We start from the raw sequence: 19,540 nt of genomic DNA on the forward strand, positions 1-19,540 counted from the left end.
AGGGGCCGGCACATCTGCGGGGACGCCGAAGATCGTGAGTTGTCTCATTCCGATAGACTCACGAGGTCGCAGCGCTTGATCACCGGACATGGAGATCACTTGGCGCTGCCGAGCGGCACGAAACCCTAGGTGCCGAAACGGTTCAGGAGCGCGGCGCCGGAGGGCGCCGGGTGTTCTGGCGCCGTAGGACCGGTGCCCGCCGCCGGGTACCGCGTCCGCATGAGAGAGGGATCGGTTCCCTCATTGATGTACGGCCCCGCCGTACGAACCTGGCTCGTCCTTTCGCAGAAGTGACGCGCCCGCGTGTTCCGACACGTCACCTTCGACGAAAGGCACGATTTCGTGACCATGCTCGACCCCGGCCTGCCCGCCACCCTCGACGCCGAGGAGACGACGGCCGACTTCGCCCAGCTCGGGCTGCCCCGACCGCTTGTGTCGGCGCTGGCCAAGCAGGGCATCACCTCTCCGTTCCCCATTCAGAGCGCCGCCATCCCCGACATCCTCGCCGGTCACGACGTCCTCGGCCGTGGCCAGACCGGTTCCGGCAAGACGCTGGCCTTCGGCCTGCCCACCATGGCCAGGGTCGCGGGCGAGAGGGCGCTGCCGAAGCGTCCCCGCGCGATCATCCTCGTCCCCACCCGTGAGCTCGCACTCCAGGTCGCGGACGCCCTCGAGCCGCTCGGACGGGGCCTTTCGCTGCGCGTGAAGACCGTCGTGGGCGGAATGTCCATGGGCAGGCAGATCGAGGCGCTGCGCCGCGGCGTCGAGATCGTCGTCGCCACGCCGGGACGGCTGACCGACCTCATCCAGCAGGGCGAATGCTCGCTGGAGGACGTCGAGGTCAGCGTGCTCGACGAGGCCGACCACATGTGCGACCTCGGTTTCTATCCCGTGGTGAGCGCCCTCATCGGCCGAACCCCCGCCGACGGGCAGCGGCTGCTGTTCTCCGCCACGCTGGACGGCGACGTCGACAAGCTGGTCCGGGCGTTCCTCACCGACCCGATCACCCACTCCCTCGACCCCGCGACGTCCTCGGTCGAGACCATGGAGCACCACCTGGTCCAGGTCCACAGGGACGACAAGGTCGACGTGACGGCCGAGATCGCCAACCGCGAAGGCCGCACGATCCTGTTCGTCCGCACGCAGCACGGCGTCGACCGGGTCGTCAAGCAGCTGGCCAGGGTCGGCGTGCGCGCCGGAGGCCTGCACGGCGGCAAGCGGCAGAACCAGCGGACGCGCATCCTGAGCGAGTTCCGTGAGGGCACCATCAAGGTCCTCGTCTGCACCGACGTGGCCGCCCGGGGCATCCACGTCGACGACGTCAGCCTGGTGCTCCACGTTGACCCGCCCACGGACCACAAGAGCTACCTGCACCGCGGTGGCCGTACGGCCCGGGCGGGCGAGCGGGGCAGCGTCCTGACGCTGGTCATGCCGAACGAGCGCCGTTCGACCGAGCAGATGGCCCGCCGGGCGGGCATCACGGCGTCCCGGCACCGCGTCACTCCCGGAGACCCGATCCTGGCGGAGATCGCCGGGGCCCGGCAGCCGAGCGGCGAGGCGATCCCCGTGTGGGAGCCCGACGTGCGCAAGCCGCTGCGACCCAAGCCCGACCACGCCGGAGGCGAGCGCAGGTCGCGTCGTTTCGGCGACCGCCGCGACCGGAACGACCGCAACGACCGGCCCGAGCGTGGCGAACGTTCGGACAGGCCGGCTGACGGCGGGCGCTCCGGCGACGGCGGGCCGTACCGCAGGCGCGGCGAGGGCGGCGGCAACGCGCGCGAGGTGCGCGGCCAGTTCCGCGACAGGCAGACGGGCGAGCGCGGCGGCCGCCGCGACGGCTCCGAAGGACGCGGCTTCGGCGGCGACCGGAGCGGTTCCGGCGGCGACCGCGGTTTCAGTGGTGACCGGGGCGGTTACGGCGGCGAGCGCGGTTTCAGTGGTGACCGGGGCGGTGTCGGTGGTGACCGTGGTGGTGTCGGCGGCGACCGAGGTGGGTTCCGAGGCGAGCGCGGCGGTTTCAGGACCGAGCGCCAGGGCGACGGACGCGGATATCAGGGCGAGAGGCGTAGGGCGTCCGCAGGAGGAGATTCCCGCTCCGACCGCCGCCCGCCGAGGCGCGACCGCGCCCAATCCCCCCGCTAATCCTCTTTGGTGTTGATCACCCGCCCTTGGGGATTCACCCCTGGTGGTGATCACGTGCCTTGGAGGGTGATCACGCACCCCTGGTGGTGATCATGCAGCCGCTTGGGGTGATCATGCAGAACTTCGGGAGGTGGCCGTGCGACCTGGCCACCTCCCGCGCGTGATCATGCAGAAGTTCGGTAGAAGGCCGCGTGACCTGCGGAATCAAATTTCGTGATCATGCAGTAGTTCGACGGCATGACGCGTGAACAGGCCGGATACGCCGCGTGATCATGCAGGAGCCGATGGGGGCGCGGCAGGTGCGCACACGATGCGCACAAGACTGCATGATCACAATGGGCGTTCATGCTGGTCGTACGGCTGGCGGCGCCGTTTCTGCATGATCACGATCGATGTTTCCCCAGCTCAAGGCGCATGTGACCGAAGTTCTGCATGATCACGAGTGAGGTTTGTGCAGGTGGGTGCGGTGGTCTCCGAACTTCTGCATGATCACGCACAAGGGGGGCGGGCGGGGAAGGGGGGCGTTGTTAGGATCGCGGGCGCTGGAATTGTCTAGATTTCGGGAGTTTCCGCGTGTTCGTCGACCTTCCCCTGGATCAACTGCGAACCTATCTGCCCGAACGCCGGGAGCCCGAAGACTTCGACGCCTTCTGGGACCGTACGCTGGCCGAGGCCCGCGCCCACGAGCTGAAGGCCGTCTTCTCACCCCATGAGACGGACCTGTCCCTGATCGAGGTCGCCGACGTGACGTTCGCGGGGTTCGGCGGCCATCCGATCAAGGGCTGGTTCCTCAAGCCGGCGACGGCCGCCCGTGATCTGCCCTGCGTGGTCCAGTACATCGGCTACAACGGCGGCCGCGGCCTGCCCCACGACTGGCTGACCTGGCCCGCCGCCGGATACGCCACCTTCGTGATGGACACGCGTGGCCAGGGCGCGGGGTGGCGGACCGGTGACACTCCCGACCCGGTTCCCGGCAGCGGGCCCGAGACCCCCGGCAAGCTCACCCAGGGCGTCTTCGATCCCGAGGCGTACTACTACCGCCGCCTGCTCACCGACGTCGTCAGGGCCGTCGAGGCGGCGCGCACCCATCCCTCCGTCGACCCCGAGAAGATCATCGTCTCGGGCGGAAGCCAGGGCGGGGCCATGGCGCTGGCCGCGGCCGCGCTCGTGCCCGGCGTGTCCTACGCCTTCATCGACGTGCCGTTCATGAGCCACATCCGGCGGGCGGCCGAGATCACCGACGAGGACCCCTATGCCGAGCTCGGCCGGTTCTGCGCCGTGCACCGGACCAGGATCGACGACGTCTTCGCCACGCTCGACTACTTCGACGGCATGAACTTCGCCGTGCGCGCCCAGGCGCCGGCGCTCTTCTCGGTCGGGCTGCGCGACGGCGTCACCCCGGCCTCGACCGTCTTCGCCGCCTACAACCATTACGCGGGCCCCAAGGACATCGCGGTCTGGCCGTTCAACGGCCACGAGGGCGGGCAGACCCAGCAGACCGTCCAGCAGCTGAGCATCGCCAGGGAGATCTTCGGCCGTCCCGCCTGAGGCCCGTTCCCTCTGTCTGAGGCCCGTCCCTCCTGAGGCGGCAGCCGCACCCCGAAACCCCGGCCGGTACGGCACGGCATCCACGATCCGGACACGACGCGACCGAGGCGGATGCGGTGACTACCCTGGATGCGCGTAAGTGGCGGATACCCTGGATGCGCACGTCCGACGATCCGAGAGAGACCATGAAGACCTTCGAAGAGCTGTACGCGGAGCTGGCAGAGAAGGCGCGCACCCGTCCCGAGGGGTCGGGAACCGTCGCCGCCCTGGACGCCGGCGTCCATGCCATCGGCAAGAAGGTTGTGGAAGAGGCCGCCGAGAGCTGGATGGCGGCCGAGCACGAGTCGGTCGACCGGGCGGCCGAGGAGATCTCGCAGCTCCTCTACCACGTGCAGGTCCTCATGCTGGCGCGTGGCATCGGGCTCGACCAGGTCTACAAGCATCTGTAGCCGCGCGATCGCGGCCACCTGCTTCGACCTGGTCCATCCCGATCTACGAAAGGTTCACCTCACGCCATGCTGCGTCTAGCCGTACCGAACAAGGGCGCGCTCACCGATGCCGCCCAGACCATGCTGAAAGAGGCCGGCTATCGGCCGCGCAGGGACAGCAAGGAACTCGTGGTCGTCGACCCCGAGAACTCGATCGAGCTGTTCTTCCTCCGCCCCCGCGACATCGCCGTCTACGTCGGTGAGGGCACACTCGACGCGGGCATCACCGGCCGCGACATGTTGTTCGACTCCGGCGCGCCGGCCGAGGAGGTCGTGCCGCTGGGCTTCGGCAGGTCGACCTTCCGCTTCGCCTCGGGCCCGGGAAGCTACACCAGCGTCGACGACCTCGCCGGCCTGCGCATCGCCACGTCGTACGCCGGCCTGCTGAGCAAGTACCTCGCGGACAAGGGCGTCGACGCCCGGGTGATCAAGCTGGACGGCGCGGTGGAGACCGCCATCAGGCTGGGCGTCGCGGACGCGGTCGCCGACGTGGTCGAGACGGGAACCACCCTGCGCAACGTGGGTCTCGAGGTCTTCGGTGAGCCGATCGCCCACTCCGAGGCCATCGTGATCAAGCAGGCGGGCGCGGCGGAGACCAACGGCTTCCAGCAGTTGATCCGGCGTCTTCAGGGTGTGCTCGTGGCCCGCGACTACGTGATGATCGACTACGACATCCGGGCCGAGCGCATCGACGACGCGATCGCGATCACCCCCGGCATGGAGGGGCCGACGGTCTCCCCGCTCCACCGTGAGGGCTGGGTCGCCGTGCGTGCCATGATCCCCCGCAAGGGCCACCAGCAGGTCATGGACAGGCTCCAGGAGATCGGCGCGAAGGCGGTCCTGATCACTGCGATCTTCGCCGCCCGGCTCTAGGCGGAGCACGTCAGCCCTCGGCCGCCGCCCATCCTTCGCTTGAACGCACCCGCAGGTGAGCCGGAATCCGCACGTGCGGAACCTCCGGCTCCCTTCCGTCGATCAGTTGCACGAGCATGTCCACTCCGGCGGCTCCGAGGGCAGCCGGATCGAAGTGCAGCGTGGTGATCTCCGGCGCTCCCAGCCCCAGAGCCGCGAGGTCGTCGGCGCTGGCCACACTGACGTCGTCCGGCACACGCACACCGACGTTGCGCAACTGGTACACGGCGCCGACGGCGAGCAGGCTGTTGTAGGCGACGACCGCGGTCGCCCTTCGTTCGAGGATCTCCTCGACGGCTTCCACCCCCGCGCGGAACGTCGGAGGAAGGGGGCCGATGACCGACAGTTCGCCCCCGTCGCCGAGGGAGTCCCGGAGCGCGTCGCAACGAAGGGCGTCCATCCATGACCCCGCAGGGCCGGACAGGTAGGCGATGCGGCGGTGGCCGTCGGCCTTCAGCACGTTCATCAGGTCGCGCAGGCCTGCCGGGGTGTCGATGACGACGGACGCCAGGCCGGGCACGACGCGTTCGGCGATGACGGCCGGGGTGGTGGCCCCGAACTCGAGCAGATCCGCGTCGCCGCCACGGGGCGCCACGATGATGAAACCGTCCACCTGGCGCGACACACGGGCCAGCACTTCGGCTTCGCGCCTGGCCGAGCCTTCTGTGACGACGACCGTCAGGTGCCGGTCGGCCGCCTCGGCCGTCTGCTGCGCGCCGGCGATGATCGGAGCGAAGTACGGGTTGCTCAGCGTGGGCACGCACATGGCGAGCAGGCCGGTCTTGCCGGACGTCAGTGCTCGGGCCGCGGGGTTCACCTGGAAGCCGAGCCGTTGCACGGCGTCGAGTACTCTCATGCGGGTGTCGGAGGCCACCAGGTCGGGACGACTCAGGGCCCGTGACGCCGTGGACATCGAAACCCCGGCCGCACGAGCGACGTCCGCCAAACGCGTCATCTGACCCTCACCTCTGACCGCCAGGAGTGGCGCGTCTCATCATCTCGCGCGCCTCGAAGGTCAAGCGCAGACCGTTTCGTGCGATATGTCCTTGTTTACACAGACTTAATGTCCTATGCGTGGTCTCGCGTTGACCCCGCTTCTTGTTGTTCACTATCGTACTGCAAGCGCTTGCAAAGCTTTGACCTTGATGTTTCCATGCCAGAAAGGACGAGCGTGTCGCGTCGGAACGCCGTGCTGTTACTGGCACCGGGTCTCGCACTCTTGCTGTTCGGTTTCCTGCTGCCGTCCGTGATGATGCTCTTCCATCCGCCGGACACGCCTCCGCTCGATGTCGGGCGCCGTCTCGGCGAGATGCTCACCGACCCGTTCATGCTGAAGATCATCTGGCGCACCCTCCGCATCGGGCTGATCGTCACGGCCGTCTGCCTGCTGCTGGGGTTCCCTGTCGCCTACCTGCTCGCCCGCTCGACGTCCCGCTGGTCGGGGCTGTGGCTGGCCCTGGCGATCTTCCCGCTGCTTCTCAGCAACGTCGTCCGCACGTACGGCTGGCTCGTGGTGCTGGGCAGCAAGGGCGTGCTCGCACAGGCGCTGACCGGTCTCGGCATCACTGATCATCCGCCCCAGCTGCTCTACACGGAGGCGGCGGTCGTCGCCGGCCTGGTGCAGTTGTTCCTGCCGCTGGTGATCGTCTCGTGCTACTCGTCGTTGTCCGGCATCGACGTGCGCCTTGAGGACGCCGCGCGCGGCCTGGGTGCGAGCCGTTCGGCGACCCTCCGTCTCGTCCTGCTGCCTCTCGCCATGCCCGGCGCGGTGGTCGGCGCGACGCTCGTCTTCGCGGGAGCCGCCACGGCGTACACCACGCCCGTGCTGCTCGGCGGCACTCGGCAGATGATGCTCTCCCTTCAGCTCTACAACTACTCCAGCGTCACGATCGACTGGGCCGGAGCGTCCGCCGTGGCGATCCTCATGACCGTGCTGGTCTTCGCCGTAGCGGGTGCGTCCGCGTGGGCGGGCCGGAAGAGGGTGACCGTATGAGCCAGAGCGCTGCACGCGCACGGGTGCGGCTCGCCCGGGAGCGGCGTCCGGTGCTGACGGTGCTCGCCGTGGCCGCCTACCTCATCATGATCGGGCCGGTGATCTTCGTGGTCGCCGTGGCCTTCACCGCGGGCAGCACCATCACGTTCCCGCCGGAAGGGTTCTCCCTGCGCTGGTTCGGGGCGGCCGCGGACTACGGTCCCTTCCTCGACGGCCTGTGGACGAGCCTTCTCGTGGCGGCAGGCGCCACCGTGATCGCCCTGGCGGTCGGCGTCCCGGCGACCCTGGCCATCCATCGAGGAAGGCTGCCCGGGCGGTCCGTCATCCAGAATCTCTTCCTCAGCCCGATCGTGTTGCCCGAACTCGTGCTTGGACTGGCGCTCTACCAGCAGCTCATGGTGGGTCTCGGCGTCACCGCGTCCGGCGTGCTGCTGGTCGGCCACACCCTCCTGCTCCTGCCGTACGCGGTGCGGGTGACGGGGGCGTCGCTCACGCTCGCCGATCCGGCGCTGGAGGAGGCCGCCCGGGGGCTCGGCGCCGGGCCGGTCACCACGTTCTTCCGGGTCACCCTCCCGGTCCTGCGTCCCGGCATCGCCGCGGCCGCCGTGCTCGGGTTCGTGACCTCCTTCAACAACGTGCCGCTGTCCCTGCTGCTGCAGGGCTCCGGGACGGCCACCCTGCCGGTGGCGATGTTGCAGTACGTGCAGACCTCGTACGACCCGGTGGTCGCCGCCGTGTCGGTGGTGTTGCTGGCGGCCTCGGTCGTGGTCGCCGTCATCGCGGAACGCCTCGTCGGCTTCAACAAGATCTTCGGAGGGATCGGATCATGATGGATGGCTCCGACGCGGTCGTCCGTCTCGCCGCGGTGTCCCGGCGTTTCGGCGACGTGACCGCGGTCGACGGCGTCGACCTGGCGGTGCCGGCGGGTTCCCTTACCGCGCTGCTCGGCCCGAGCGGCTGCGGCAAGACGACCACACTGCGCATGATCGCAGGATATGAGCGCCCCACGGCCGGTCAGATCTTCATCGACGGCCGCGACGCCACGACCCTGGCGCCGGAGAAGCGCAACATCGGCATGGTCTTCCAGTCCTATGCCTTGTTCCCGCATCTCACGGTGGCGAAGAACGTCGGGTTCGGCCTGAAGGTGCGCGGCGTCGCCCGCGAGGAGATCCGCACGCGCGTGCACGCGGCGCTCGAACTGGTGGGACTGTCCGACCTGTCCGGCCGGCGTCCGCGTGAGCTGTCCGGCGGGCAGCAGCAGCGGGTCGCCCTGGCCCGCGCGATCGCGATCCGCCCCTCCGTCCTGCTGCTGGACGAGCCGCTGTCCAACCTGGACGCGCGCCTGCGCGTGCAGATGCGCGCCGAACTCGCCCGAATACAGCGAGAGAGCGGGATCACGACGATCCTCGTTACCCACGATCAGGAGGAGGCACTGCAACTGGCCGACCAGATGGTGATCCTGGACTCGGGCCGCGTCGCGCAGGCCGGCCACCCCCGGGAGATCTTTCCCGCGCCCGCCAGTCGCTTCGTGGCCACGTTCCTGGGTTACGAGAACTTTCTCACCCTGCCCGGCCGCGGCCTGGTGACCATCCGCCCGGAGCACGTCGAAGTGCTGCCCGAATCGGATCCCGACCCCGACGGCGGGCAGTCACGGCCCGGCACGATCTCGCACATCACCTACCGCGGGACCGACTCGCTGGTGACCCTCGACGTCGCGGGGGAGACCGTGCTGGCCGCAGTGAAGGATTCCGACCTGCGCGAAGGCACCCGCGTGCGCGCCGTGTTCCCCGACGACCATGTCGTCTCGCTGCCCTCCTGACCTCCCCGCCCCATCACCCGACGGAGAAACCACGCAATGAAACGCCTCGCGATCGCCGCTCTCACCGCGGGCCTCGGCCTCGCCGCAGCAGGATGCAGCAGCACGCCGGACGCCTCGGACCACACGATCACCGTGAGCACGTTCTCGTTCGGCACCGAGCAGTTCAACCAGGTGGTGGTCCAGCCGTTCGAGAAGGCCACCGGCATCAAGGTCAAGGTCGAGACCGGCAACAACGCCGACCGGCTGGCCAAGCTGCAGGTCAACAAGGCCCACCCGACCGTCGATGTCATGCTCATCTCCGACTACTTCGCCGCCCTGGGGGAGAAGCAGGGGCTGTTCGACAAGATCGACACCGCCGCGGTGCCGAATCTGTCCAAGATCTACGACTTCGCCAAGAACAAGGACGGGTACGGCCCCGCCTACACGTTCCAGCTTCTCGGCGAGCTGTATCGCACCGACGGCATCACCGATCCGCAGAAGGCCGCGGACTGGAAGACGCTGTGGGACGGCGGCTACAAGGGCAAGATCGCAGTGCCGGACATGGCGCCGACGGCCGGCCAGCTGTTCCTTTCCGCCACCTCCGACGTGTTCGGGTCGGGCCCCGACGACGTCGAGAGCGGTTTCTCCAACCTCACGCAGCTGGCCCCCGACGTGCTGAAGTTCTACACGAGCACCACCGAGGTCACCAGCCTGCTCGATCGCGGGGAGGTCGTCGCCGCTCCCGCGCTCGACTCCTTCGCCGTCGACCTGGTCAAAGCCGGCAAGCCCATCGCGTGGGCCGTCCCGGCGAAGGGCCGTTACATGGCGACGAACGAGGCGCAGGTCGTGAAGGGCTCGGCCCACAAGGCCGACGCGGAGAAGTTCATCGACTTCCTGCTCAGCGCCGACGTGCAGTCGAAGGCGGCGGCCGCCTACTACGACAAGCCGGTGAACAAGGACGCGACCGTGCCCGACGTCCTGACCAAGGTCGCGGGCGACGCCGCAAAGGACCCCGTCGCGGCCGGCTACACCACGCTGGACATGGCCCCGATCGTGGCCAACCGTACGCAGTGGGTCGAACGTTACGCCCGGGAAGTCTCCAGCAAGTGACGCCGACGAAGCCGGGGGAGCCGATCCCCGTCGTCATCGACTGCGACCCCGGCATCGATGACGCCCTGGCCCTCTACCTGGCTTTCGCGTCGCCCGAGCTGGACGTCCTCGCCGTGTCCGCCGTCGCGGGCAACGTCGGGTTGGAGCGGGCGGCCGACAACGCCGCCCGGCTCCTCGACCATCTCGGCGTGCCCGCCGACGTGCCGCTCTACGCGGGGGCGGAAGGGCCGCTCGCCGGTTCCGAACGGGTTCCGGACGAGCCCGTCCACGGTCCCGGCGGGCTCGGGGGCGTCGTGCTCGCCGAGGCGGCCCGCGAGATCGCTCCGGGACACGCGGCCGACGCGCTCGCCGGGCTCCTGCGTGACCGTCCCGGTGAGATCACCGTGATCGCCCTCGGCCCGCTGACCACCATCGCCACGATGCTCCGCCGCCATGCGGACGTCGCCGACGCCATCGGAGAGCTGGTGATCATGGGAGGCGCCGTGTTCACCCAGGGCAACGTGACGCCTGCCGCGGAGTTCAACTTCCACGCCGATCCCGAGGCGGCCCACGAAGTCCTCTCCGCGGGTCTTCCCGTACGGCTGGTCGGCCTGGACGTGACCCGTGCCGCTCTGGTCCCCGCCGAGGTCGCGGACGTGCTGGCCGCGTCCCCACGTCCGGTCGGGGAGGCGGGCAGGATGCTGGCCCACCTGGCCGGCCGATACGCCGAACGGTTCGGCGTGCGGGCCGCGCCGGTGCACGACGCGCTGGCCGTCGCCGCGGTCGTGCGGCCCGGCCTTCTCGAATACACCGCGGGCTCGGCGGCCGTCGAGCGCGTGGGCGAGCTGACCCGCGGCGCCGTCGTGGCCGACGTGCGCGGCGTCACCGGGCGTCCTGCCACGACCCGCTTCGCCACAGGTGTGGACGCCGACGCCTTCGTGCGCATGCTGTACACCCGGATCAGCCGCTACACGGCAGGCAGGCCTGTCATCGACACGTCGCTTGAGGAGAGCGCATGACGCCCATCGGCCAGGTCGACCTCGTCATCCGCGGCGGGCGGGTCGCCTCCGTCCAGACCGGAGAGCTCTTCGCGGCGGACGTGGCCGTCACGGGCGGGCTGATCCGCGCGGTGCTCCCCGCCGGCACACCGGTGGACGCGGCACAGCGGATCGACGCGAGCGGGCGGATCGTGGTGCCCGGGTTCGTCGACGCCCACATGCACGTCGAGTCCGCGCTGATCACCCCGGGGGAGTTCGCCCGCGTGGCGCTGGCCCGCGGCACGACCACCGTGCTCGCCGACCCCCACGAGATCGTCAACGTCGCGGGCCGCGACGCGATGGCGTGGATGATCGAGCAGGGCCGCCGTACCCCGATGACCATGCGCTGGGCGGTGCCGTCGTGCGTGCCCGCGCTGGAGGGCTTCGAGACCGCGGGCGCCACGCTGACCGCCGACGACATCGACACGATGTTGTCCTGGGACGGCGTCACCACGCTCGGCGAGGTCATGGACTACCGCGCGGTGGTCGCGGGCGATCGGCGCATGCGCGACATCATCTCGGCCGCGCGCCGCCACGGAGTGCGGCTGGACGGGCACTGCCCGAACCTGTCCGGCGCCGACCTCAACGCGTACATGTGGGCCGGCATCGACTCCGACCACACCAAGAACACGCCAGCGGTCGTGGTGGAGAAGGCGCGGCTGGGCATGCTGCTCATGCTCCAGGAGAAGAGCCTGACTCCCGAGGTCGTGGAGGCCATGCTCTCCCTGCCGGTGCTCCCGGAGTTCTGCGTCGTCACCGACGACCTCGTGGCCGACGCGATCATCGACCGCGGGCACCTCGACCATGTGGCGAGGGTCGCGATCCGGCGCGGCCTGCCGCCGTGGTCGGTGCTGCGCGCGCTCACGCTGCATCCCGCCCGGCGCCTCGGCCTGACCGACCGCGGAGCGGTCGCACCCGGGCTCCGGGCCGACCTCGTGCTCGTGGACTCCCTTGAGCATCTGCGGCCGGCACTCGTGATCGCAGGCGGCGCCGTCGTCGCCCGCGACGGCGCGTACGCCGGGCCGCAGATCCCGGTCGCGGCCAACCCGTTCGCCCATTCGGTGAACCTGCCTCCGCTCGAGGACATCGCCTGGACGGTGGACCTGCCGGACGGCGAACACACCTTCCGCGCGATCCGCGTCAACGCGGTCGACACTTACACCGTCCCCGACCAGGTGACGTTGTCCGTCCGGGGCGGCGTCGTCCACTGGGCCGGCCGTACGGCGCTGGCGGTCGTGATCGAACGCCACAGATCGACCGGCAACCGGACCTTCGTGCCCGTCGTCGGGTTCGATCTGTCCGAGGGCGGCCTGGCCACGACGTACGCCCACGACAGCCACAACCTGACGCTGCTGGGCACCTCGCCCGAGCATCTCCTGCGCGCCGCCAACCGGGTCATCCGGTTCGGGGGCGGCATGGCGCTCGAACGTGCCGGATCGCCCGTCGTGGAGTTGCCGCTGCCGGTGGGCGGAGTCATGTCCGACCAGCCGGCGGAGACGGTCGCCCGCAAGACGGCCGAACTCCGGGCCGCGCTGGTCGACTGGGGATGGGCCAACGCCAACCCCTTCATGAGCGTGTCGACGCTCGGCCTGCCGGTGTCGCCGGAGGTGAAGGTGACGGACCGGGGACTGGTCCGGGTCGTCGAGCGCGCCTGGGAGCCGCCGCTGGTGGCGCCGGCCACCTCGTAGGAGCGGACTCGGCCGCGCCCTGTGCCGGTGATCGGGGCGCGGCCTGCTCGGGCAGATACTGGGTGACCGTCCTGAGCTCCGGGACGTTGCCGAGTCCCTGCGACCCGAGGAAGAACACCGGGCAGCAGGATCGCGAGAGAGAGCGTGGAGCTGCGCAGCATCGTCGCGACTCCCATGGCGAACACGCAGATCAGCGTCAGGTTGAGGCAGGCGGCGATGGCGGCGGCAGCCGCGCCGTCCGCGCCGATGGACGTTCCGTACGGGCCCAGCCCCGCCTGTGCCGAGAAGAAGCTCGGCTGCTCGAACCGTGTTCAGGCCGCTCTGCTGGTCCGCGACGCGAGATGACAGGCGCCGATGAAGGGGACGGACCGGAGCGACGGCCGCGAGGCTGACGCCGTGCTCCGGTCCGTGTGGGCAGCGTCAATTCCGCTCGGTCACCACGGGCCACTTCGGCGTGGTCGCCACGGGAGTGTCGGCCTTGCCCCAGAAGCCGAACGACTCTTCGTCTACCTTCTTCTCCTCCTCCGGTTCCTGGAGTTCGTCCTCGTCCTCGTCCCGGGCCGGAGCCGCCCACCGGGACGGCATGAGCACGGGGATGAGCAGGGCCACGCCGAGCAGGCCGTACACGCCGGTGGACAGCAACGTGATCACGCCCTTGCCGGCCAGCACGAGCTCCTGCTGTACGGCGGAGCCGGTGGGGACGAGGCTGGTGGCCGTCGAGGCGTCCAGGGCGTAGAGCACGGTCCATGCCAGCAGCGCTATCGCGGGGACCAATGCCGCCAGCGGGGATGTCCGCATGGCCAGCACCAGGCCGAGGAGCACACCCACCACGACCATCACGCCGAGAGCGATCAACATCCGCGGTTGCGTGGCCGGGTCGAGGTTCTCCGAGACGCCTCGAACCAGCTCCTGGGCGGCCCAGCCGCCGCCGACCACGAGACCCGCCGCGACGACCACGCCGACGAGGAAGCCGAAAAAGTGTCGCATAACCACCTCCTTGTGAGAGGACCCTTTGGGGGTGGGCCCTTTTCGGTTCGCCGCAACATTAGCGATGAAACATCCCAAACCGCACCCGATTCTGACAATTCGTCAATCAGTCGCGTCGGAGATCGCCGGTGCGTGAGCGGTACGGGGACGGCCGGGACTGGGCTTCTCGCCGGGAAAGATCCCAGGTGGCGGGTCGATGGAGACCCTGAAGAGGGGTGCTGTTCCGCAACGGGGACGTGAGGCAGGACGGGCGCCGATTCCTGTTGCCGCCATGGCCTGCCGGGGAGACACCTGAGCGAACGCGCCGCCGCGCGGCACGTCCGCTCAGCCGATTCCTATCCCTTGATCTGGTCGCCCAGCGCCGTTCGCGCCCCCTCCAAGTTGTCGACGGACAGTGCGAACAGGATCTCGCCCTGGCAGATCGACATGGGGAGCAGCCATTCCACGTTCACGTTGGCGTTCGCCAGCTTGCGCGCGAACTTCGCCGCTTCGCCGGGCCGGTCGGCGCAGGACACCTGAAGAGCGGAATGCTCGGTGAAGTCGATGCCGGCGCCTTCCAACGCCGCCGCGGCGGCAGACTCGTCCGATGCGGTGAAGCAGACGGTCCCATGGTCGCCTGAGGTGACTCCGGCCGGTTCGATGTTGACGTTGCCGCGGCCGAGCACCTCGCAGACGTGGGCGAACTCGCCGGGCTGGTTCTTCATTTCGACGGTGTAGATGTTCATGGCGACTCCCTGTGGTCGTGGCCAAATCACATCCGTCAGTTGCGACATTACGCCCCTCGGCGGGCACCGCCGAGGGGGACCTGCGCGATCCACTTCAGGGTGTGCCCGTCGCCGGCGACAAGATCCTCGGTCGGCCGCGGATGCGGCTCGGCGCCTCCTCGAAGGCCGCGACTGACAAATGTCATGGCGAAGCCCGGATGTGCGGCACTGACGGCGACCGGGCGATCTCCCTAGCGTTGCCTTCATGAACGCCATCGCCTTCAACGGCGTCACCAAGAAGTACGGCGACGTGGTCGCGGTCGACGGGTTGTCGCTGGACATCCCGGCCGGCAGCACGGTGGCCCTTCTCGGGCCCAACGGCGCGGGCAAGTCGACCTCCATCAACATGCTGCTGGGGCTGTTGCGCCCGACCAGCGGCGAGATCACCGTCTTCGGCAGCAGCCCGGACGAGGCGGTCGCGCGCGGGGACATCGGCGCGATGCTCCAGGAGGGCGCGCTCATCCCCGAGCTGACCGTCAGGGAGTCGGTCGACTTCATCAGGCGGCTCTACCCGAATCCGCTGCCGCTCGACGACGTGCTGCGGATGGCCGACCTGACCGATCTTGCCGGCCGGCGGGCCGACAAGCTGTCCGGCGGCCAGACCCAGCGCGTGCGGTTCGCCCTGGCCGTCGCGGGCGGCCCGAAGCTGCTGCTGCTCGACGAGCCGACGGCGGCCATGGACGTCGAGTCACGCCGGGCCTTCTGGGGCAACATGCGGTCCTACGCCGCGCAGGGCCGGACGATCGTGTTCGCCACCCACTACCTGGAAGAGGCGGACGAGAACTCCGACCGGGTCGTCGTGGTCGCCAAGGGCCGGGTCGTCGCCGACGGCACCGCCGCCGAGATCAAGGCGGGTGTGGCCGGGCACGCGGTGAGCTTCCGCCTCGGCGACCAGCCGGCCGCCGGGCTCGACGCGCTCGCCGGGGTGTCGGCGGTCGAGATCCAGGCCGGCCGGGTCACCGTCAAGACCAGCGACCCCGACGCCACCGTCGAAGCGCTCTATCGCAAGACGACCCTCGACATCCGCGACCTCCAGATCCACGGGGCCGATCTGGAGGACGCCTTCCTCGCCCTCACCAAGGAGTCCTGAGCATGCGGCACTATCTCAAGATCGAACTGCTGCGGATGCTCCGCAACAAGCGGTACATCATCTTCGTGATCGCCTTCCCCGTGCTCTTCTACCTCCTCTACTCCAACCTCTGGGGTTCGGAGGTCGACCAGGCCACGGGAGTCAAGGGCAGCGTGACCCTCATGGTCTCCATGGGCGCCTACGGCGCGCTCGCCGCGTCGATCATGTCGAGCGCGGTGCCGTGGTCGCAGGAGCGGCAGAGCGGCTGGCTGCGCCAGCTGCAGATCACGCCGCTGCCCGGCTGGACGATCATCGTGACCAAATTGATCGCCTCGATGGTGCTGGTGCTGCCCGCGCTGCTGCTGGTCGCCCTGGCCGCCGTGCTCACGCAGCACGTGTCGCTACCCGCGGGGGAGTGGGTGGGGCTCATCGCCGCGTTGTGGATCGGCACGATCCCCTTCATCGCCCTGGGTCTGGCGATCGGTTCGGTCCTGCCGCCCGACACCGCGCAGCCTGTGGCCGTCATCGGCATGTTCGGGCTGGCACTGCTCGGCGGCCTGTGGTTCCCCGAGAGCCTCATGCCGGAGACCATGAAGTCCATCGCGCACGTGCTGCCGTCCTACGACTACGCGAACATCGGCTGGCAGATCGTGGCCGGTGAGACCCCGCAGGCTTCGATGATCCTCGGGGTGGCCGCCTGGGCGGTCGGGCTCGGCGCACTCGCCCTCCTCGCCTACCGGCGGGCCACCGTCCGCGCCTGAACGGCCGACGCCGTCCGAGGCCCGGCCGTACGGCGGGCACGGACGGCGCCGCCCGCGGGGCCGTACGGTTGTGGGGCACGTGGGCGATGCCCGGATATAGCCGGAAAGGAGGAGGAAAGCGTAAATGGGCTGGTTCAGCAGCATCTTCGTGTTCGGCACGGCGGATGCCAGGTCGTCTCGGTGGCGACGCCTGATCGGCATCATGTTCGGATTCGTCTACCTCTTCTATCCGGTGCTCGGCATCTACGACGGCAGGGTGACGGGCTCCGAGGCAGCCGTGCAGATCGTGGCTCTTGCCCTATTCGTAGGGGCCTATCTGGCAACGGTGTTGTCCGCGCCGGACGACCATGAAGAGCGCAACAGGTGGACGCCGCCTCTCCTCGGCGTCATCACCGTCATGGCCCTGGCCTATCCGCTTTTCTTCGGGGGCGAGTGGCTCGCCCTGCCGATCTACGTGTCGATCGTCTACTCGATGGCGCTGCCGCCCCGTCACGCTCTGCCGGGCGTCGGCGGCATGGCCCTGATCGTCCTCGCCGACGGCCTGATCACCAAGACCGACGGCGGCACCTTGACGCTCCTCATCGTCGAGATATTCACCCTCGGCCTGCTTTTCATGGGCGTGCGCAACACCCGGCTGCTCGTCTTCCAGGTACGGCAGGCCCAGCAGGAGGTGGCCCGGCTGGCGGCCACGGAGGAACGCCTGCGGATCGCCCGCGACCTGCACGACCTGCTCGGCCACAGCCTGTCGCTCATCGCCCTGAAGAGCGAGCTCGCCCGCCGGCTCGCCGAGCAGGGCTCGGAGCGTGTGGTGCGGGAGGTGGCCGACATCGAGGAGGTGGCCCGGCAGGCGCTCGCCGAGGTGCGCGAGGCCGTCTCCGGATATCGCAAGCGCTGCCTGTCGGAGGAGATCGACGGCGCTCGCACGGCACTGGCCGCCGCGGGAGTGGAGCTGACCGTGCGCACGGCCGGCACGCCGCTGCCCGACGCCCTCGACGGGCTGTTCGGCTGGGCCGTCCGCGAGGGGGTGACCAACGTCATCCGGCACGCCCGCGCGACCCGCTGCGAGATCACCGTCACGTACGGCAAGGCGGGCGCGCTGCTGGAGATCGCCGACAACGGCGTGGGCGGGCCGTACCAGCCGGGGAGCGGCATGACGGGTCTGACCGAGCGGGTCGGCGCTGAGGGCGGCTCGGTCGAGGCCGATCCATCGCCGGCGGGCTTCCGGCTGCGGGTCGTCGTCCCGAACCGGCCCGCCGAACCGGACCGCTCCGGTGGCGAGCCGACCGGCGGAACCGACCGCGTGCTGGGCGGCTTGAAGGGGCTGTCCGGGCGATATGCCGCGGAACGATAGATTGACCCCCGTGATCCGCGTCATTCTGGCGGAGGACCAGACCATGATCCGGGGAGCGCTCGCCTCCCTGCTGAGCCTCGAACCCGACATCGATGTGGTGGGGGAGGCCGCGAACGGAGACGAGGCGGTCGCCGTCGCGACGGCCACGCGGCCCGACGTCGCCCTGCTGGACATCGAGATGCCCGGAGGGGACGGCATCACCGCGGCCGGGGAGATCCGCCGCGCGGTGCCCGAGTGCCACGTGATGATCCTGACGACCTTCGGCAGGCCGGGTTACCTCCGCAGGGCGATGGAGGCGGGCGCGGCGGCCTTCCTCGTCAAGGACAGCCCGGCCCGCGAGCTGGCCGCGGCGATCAGGAGGGTGCTCGCCGGAGAACGCGTGATCGACCCCGGCCTGGCCGCCGCAGCCCTCAGCGCCGGTCCGAACCCGCTGTCGCCGCGCGAGCGGGAGGTCCTGGGCGCGGCCGCGGACGGCTCGACGATCAGTGACATCGCCGACGGGCTGCATCTGTCGGAGGGCACCGTGCGCAACTACCTGTCGTCGGCGATCCAGAAGACCGGGGCGCGCAACCGGATCGAGGCGGTGCAGAAGGCGCACGCCCACGGCTGGCTCTGAACCCCGGCGGCGCCGGGGCCCGCGTGAATAGGGCGCTCAGCGCCCCTGTATCTGGGCGACGTGGCGGATGAGGTCGCTGACCCGCACCACACCCAGGCACCGGCCGACCTCGTCCACGACCACGAGGTCGTCGTAGACCCGCTCGTTGTCGCGCCCCGCCACCTGCATGGCGGCAATAGCCGGGGTGGTCTTCGGAACGACCTTGGCCGGGTCGGCCAGCCGCTGGGCCGGCTTCTTGGCGTGCAGGGCGTGGCCGTACGCGCCCGCCATGAACAGCAGGAACCGGCTGCGGTCGATGCTGCCCTGGGGCCGCTGGTACTCGTCCACGACGATGACGCTGGAGATGGACGGCTCCGAGCTGAGGACCGACATCACGTCCTCGGCCGTCGACTCCATGGGGATCGTCACGGCCGGGAGCAGGAGCTCCTGCACCCGCGGGCCCAGCATGATGTTGGCCGAGGTGGTCTCGGGCTGGGGCAGCGGCACGTTGACCCGGTTCTGCCCGGTGGACGGCTTCCAGTCCGAAGGGGCGAGCAGCGGGCCCTGGGCGAGGCGGATGCCCCAGCTTCGCACCGCGCCCAGCTGGATCTCGTCACGCACACCCGGGGCGAGCACGTGCGCGCCGATGCTGCGGGCGAGCGCGACCAGCGCCTCGGCCATCCCGCTCCTGCGCGCGTCGCGCGGCCCCCGCTCGACCACGTCGGGCGAGATGAGGATCACGTACGGCGAGGAGTCGGCCACGAGTTCGAGCGAGATCGTCGAGGTGCCCATGCCGCCGAACGCGATCAGATACCCGACGGCGCGCAGCCCGTCGATGCCGGCCAGGAGATAACGCCGGTCGCCGGGGGCGACGTCCCCCTCGATGACCAGGATGACCTCGCGGGGACGCCGGTTGGTGGAGCGCAGCGCCTCGTGGAGCGGGGCGAGGCCGGCCGAGCCCCCGAGCACGGCGGCGGCGGGGATGGGAAGCAGGAGAGGCAGCAGCGCCTCCTCACGCGCCGCCGCGTAGACGCCGCCGACGGTCGCGGCCAGGCCGTTGAGGGAGCCGCCGGGAAGTGCCGTCTGCACCTCGACCGCGATGATGCCGCCCGTGTCGAGGTCGATGATCGGCACGAAGGTGGATCCCGAGGGCATGCCGGGCGTCTCGTAGGAGGCCGCCCCCGGTGAGAAGCCCGAGGAGCCGCCGGGCGTCCCCGCGCCGGGAGTGCCGGGCACGCCTTGCCCGGACGCGCCGGGCACGCCGCCGTACTGGGTTCCCTGCGAGGGCGAGCCGTATTGGGCTCCCTGCGCGGGTGAA

The 19,540-nt window shown here is 69.9% G+C and carries 19 protein-coding genes; 15 read left to right on the top strand and 4 right to left on the bottom strand.

The annotated features are described in order from the left end of the window. Window positions 1-348 precede the first annotated feature (348 nt). From Pth03_RS00360 to hisG, 4 genes are all read left to right on the top strand, one after another. Window positions 349-2,142 (top strand): DEAD/DEAH box helicase, encoded by a 1,794-nt coding sequence (locus tag Pth03_RS00360; RefSeq protein WP_203942040.1) that lies wholly within the window; start codon window positions 349-351, stop codon window positions 2,140-2,142. 573 nt (window positions 2,143-2,715) lie between these two features. Further along, the gene (locus tag Pth03_RS00365; RefSeq protein ID WP_203942009.1) at window positions 2,716-3,690 is read left to right on the top strand and encodes an acetylxylan esterase; all 975 of its coding nucleotides are present in this window, start codon (window positions 2,716-2,718) and stop codon (window positions 3,688-3,690) included. 185 nt (window positions 3,691-3,875) lie between these two features. After that, window positions 3,876-4,139, top strand: a complete 264-nt coding sequence (locus Pth03_RS00370; RefSeq protein WP_203942010.1) for a phosphoribosyl-ATP diphosphatase — start codon at window positions 3,876-3,878, stop codon at window positions 4,137-4,139. Window positions 4,140-4,205: 66 nt separating this feature from the next. Further along, window positions 4,206-5,051, top strand: a complete 846-nt coding sequence (gene hisG / locus Pth03_RS00375) for an ATP phosphoribosyltransferase (RefSeq protein WP_203942011.1) — start codon at window positions 4,206-4,208, stop codon at window positions 5,049-5,051. Between the two features lie 10 nt (window positions 5,052-5,061). On the opposite strand, the gene Pth03_RS00380 is transcribed toward hisG, so the two are convergent. Next, the gene (locus Pth03_RS00380; protein ID WP_203942012.1) at window positions 5,062-6,045 is read right to left on the bottom strand and encodes a LacI family DNA-binding transcriptional regulator; all 984 of its coding nucleotides are present in this window, start codon (window positions 6,043-6,045) and stop codon (window positions 5,062-5,064) included. A gap of 216 nt (window positions 6,046-6,261) precedes the next feature. Here Pth03_RS00380 and Pth03_RS00385 point away from each other — a divergent pair, with 216 nt between their 5' ends. The 7 genes from Pth03_RS00385 to Pth03_RS00415 all read left to right on the top strand — a co-directional run bounded on the left by Pth03_RS00385 (window position 6,262) and on the right by Pth03_RS00415 (window position 13,040). After that, a complete protein-coding gene (locus Pth03_RS00385) occupies window positions 6,262-7,083 on the top strand; it encodes an ABC transporter permease (protein ID WP_239118657.1) in 822 nt (273 codons plus the stop codon). Beyond that, a complete protein-coding gene (locus Pth03_RS00390; RefSeq protein ID WP_203942014.1) occupies window positions 7,080-7,913 on the top strand; it encodes an ABC transporter permease in 834 nt (277 codons plus the stop codon). Before Pth03_RS00385 ends, Pth03_RS00390 begins: the two co-directional genes overlap by 4 nt. Continuing rightward, complete coding sequence (locus Pth03_RS00395; RefSeq protein WP_203942015.1) at window positions 7,910-8,902, top strand: ABC transporter ATP-binding protein; 993 nt, start codon at window positions 7,910-7,912, stop codon at window positions 8,900-8,902. Before Pth03_RS00390 ends, Pth03_RS00395 begins: the two co-directional genes overlap by 4 nt. Window positions 8,903-8,938: 36 nt before the next feature. Next, entirely contained in the window at window positions 8,939-9,991 is a 1,053-nt protein-coding gene (locus Pth03_RS00400) for an ABC transporter substrate-binding protein (protein WP_203942016.1), read from the top strand. Then, the gene (locus Pth03_RS00405) at window positions 9,988-10,989 is read left to right on the top strand and encodes a nucleoside hydrolase (protein WP_203942017.1); all 1,002 of its coding nucleotides are present in this window, start codon (window positions 9,988-9,990) and stop codon (window positions 10,987-10,989) included. The genes Pth03_RS00400 and Pth03_RS00405 overlap by 4 nt, the downstream gene beginning before the upstream one ends. After that, window positions 10,986-12,695 carry an adenine deaminase gene (locus tag Pth03_RS00410; RefSeq protein ID WP_239118658.1) on the top strand — a complete coding sequence of 570 codons (1,710 nt, stop codon included), beginning with the start codon at window positions 10,986-10,988 and terminating at the stop codon, window positions 12,693-12,695. Before Pth03_RS00405 ends, Pth03_RS00410 begins: the two co-directional genes overlap by 4 nt. 144 nt (window positions 12,696-12,839) lie before the next feature. Next, entirely contained in the window at window positions 12,840-13,040 is a 201-nt protein-coding gene (locus tag Pth03_RS00415; RefSeq protein WP_203942018.1) for a hypothetical protein, read from the top strand. A 75-nt stretch (window positions 13,041-13,115) separates the two neighbouring features. On the opposite strand, the gene Pth03_RS00420 is transcribed toward Pth03_RS00415, so the two are convergent. Together Pth03_RS00420 and Pth03_RS00425 are read right to left on the bottom strand one after the other, a co-directional pair. Next, the gene (locus tag Pth03_RS00420) at window positions 13,116-13,682 is read right to left on the bottom strand and encodes a hypothetical protein (protein ID WP_203942019.1); all 567 of its coding nucleotides are present in this window, start codon (window positions 13,680-13,682) and stop codon (window positions 13,116-13,118) included. A 335-nt stretch (window positions 13,683-14,017) separates the two neighbouring features. After that, complete coding sequence (locus Pth03_RS00425) at window positions 14,018-14,407, bottom strand: hypothetical protein (RefSeq protein ID WP_203942020.1); 390 nt, start codon at window positions 14,405-14,407, stop codon at window positions 14,018-14,020. A 244-nt stretch (window positions 14,408-14,651) separates the two neighbouring features. Between Pth03_RS00425 and Pth03_RS00430 the strand changes: the two genes are divergently transcribed. The 4 genes from Pth03_RS00430 to Pth03_RS00445 all read left to right on the top strand — a co-directional run bounded on the left by Pth03_RS00430 (window position 14,652) and on the right by Pth03_RS00445 (window position 18,243). Continuing rightward, on the top strand, window positions 14,652-15,536 hold the full coding sequence (locus tag Pth03_RS00430; protein ID WP_203942021.1) for an ABC transporter ATP-binding protein: 885 nt from the start codon (window positions 14,652-14,654) through the stop codon (window positions 15,534-15,536). Window positions 15,537-15,538: 2 nt separating this feature from the next. Next, the gene (locus tag Pth03_RS00435) at window positions 15,539-16,276 is read left to right on the top strand and encodes an ABC transporter permease (RefSeq protein ID WP_203942022.1); all 738 of its coding nucleotides are present in this window, start codon (window positions 15,539-15,541) and stop codon (window positions 16,274-16,276) included. Window positions 16,277-16,400: 124 nt separating this feature from the next. Beyond that, a complete protein-coding gene (locus tag Pth03_RS00440) occupies window positions 16,401-17,627 on the top strand; it encodes a sensor histidine kinase (protein WP_203942023.1) in 1,227 nt (408 codons plus the stop codon). A 10-nt stretch (window positions 17,628-17,637) separates the two neighbouring features. Then, the gene (locus Pth03_RS00445; protein WP_203942024.1) at window positions 17,638-18,243 is read left to right on the top strand and encodes a response regulator transcription factor; all 606 of its coding nucleotides are present in this window, start codon (window positions 17,638-17,640) and stop codon (window positions 18,241-18,243) included. A 36-nt stretch (window positions 18,244-18,279) separates the two neighbouring features. Here the strand turns inward: Pth03_RS00445 and Pth03_RS00450 are convergent. After that, on the bottom strand, window positions 18,280-19,540 hold a 1,261-nt coding region (locus Pth03_RS00450), incomplete at its 5' end, for an EAL domain-containing protein (RefSeq protein WP_308442324.1).

Source organism: Planotetraspora thailandica (assembly GCF_016863335.1).
Classification (GTDB): domain Bacteria; phylum Actinomycetota; class Actinomycetes; order Streptosporangiales; family Streptosporangiaceae; genus Planotetraspora; species Planotetraspora thailandica.

What these genes read in the sequence shown, in the direction of transcription:
- Pth03_RS00435 (WP_203942022.1), top strand. Translation starts at nt 15,539, where the DNA reads ATGCGGCACTATCTCAAGATCGAACTGCTGCGGATGCTCCGCAACAAG.
- Pth03_RS00425 (WP_203942020.1), bottom strand. Translation starts at nt 14,407, where the DNA reads ATGAACATCTACACCGTCGAAATGAAGAACCAGCCCGGCGAGTTCGCC.
- Pth03_RS00360 (WP_203942040.1), top strand. Translation starts at nt 349, where the DNA reads ATGCTCGACCCCGGCCTGCCCGCCACCCTCGACGCCGAGGAGACGACG.
- hisG (WP_203942011.1), top strand. Translation starts at nt 4,206, where the DNA reads ATGCTGCGTCTAGCCGTACCGAACAAGGGCGCGCTCACCGATGCCGCC.
- Pth03_RS00420 (WP_203942019.1), bottom strand. Translation starts at nt 13,682, where the DNA reads ATGCGACACTTTTTCGGCTTCCTCGTCGGCGTGGTCGTCGCGGCGGGT.
- Pth03_RS00440 (WP_203942023.1), top strand. Translation starts at nt 16,401, where the DNA reads ATGGGCTGGTTCAGCAGCATCTTCGTGTTCGGCACGGCGGATGCCAGG.
- Pth03_RS00400 (WP_203942016.1), top strand. Translation starts at nt 8,939, where the DNA reads ATGAAACGCCTCGCGATCGCCGCTCTCACCGCGGGCCTCGGCCTCGCC.
- Pth03_RS00380 (WP_203942012.1), bottom strand. Translation starts at nt 6,045, where the DNA reads ATGACGCGTTTGGCGGACGTCGCTCGTGCGGCCGGGGTTTCGATGTCC.
- Pth03_RS00390 (WP_203942014.1), top strand. Translation starts at nt 7,080, where the DNA reads ATGAGCCAGAGCGCTGCACGCGCACGGGTGCGGCTCGCCCGGGAGCGG.
- Pth03_RS00410 (WP_239118658.1), top strand. Translation starts at nt 10,986, where the DNA reads ATGACGCCCATCGGCCAGGTCGACCTCGTCATCCGCGGCGGGCGGGTC.
- Pth03_RS00395 (WP_203942015.1), top strand. Translation starts at nt 7,910, where the DNA reads ATGATGGATGGCTCCGACGCGGTCGTCCGTCTCGCCGCGGTGTCCCGG.
- Pth03_RS00370 (WP_203942010.1), top strand. Translation starts at nt 3,876, where the DNA reads ATGAAGACCTTCGAAGAGCTGTACGCGGAGCTGGCAGAGAAGGCGCGC.
- Pth03_RS00430 (WP_203942021.1), top strand. Translation starts at nt 14,652, where the DNA reads ATGAACGCCATCGCCTTCAACGGCGTCACCAAGAAGTACGGCGACGTG.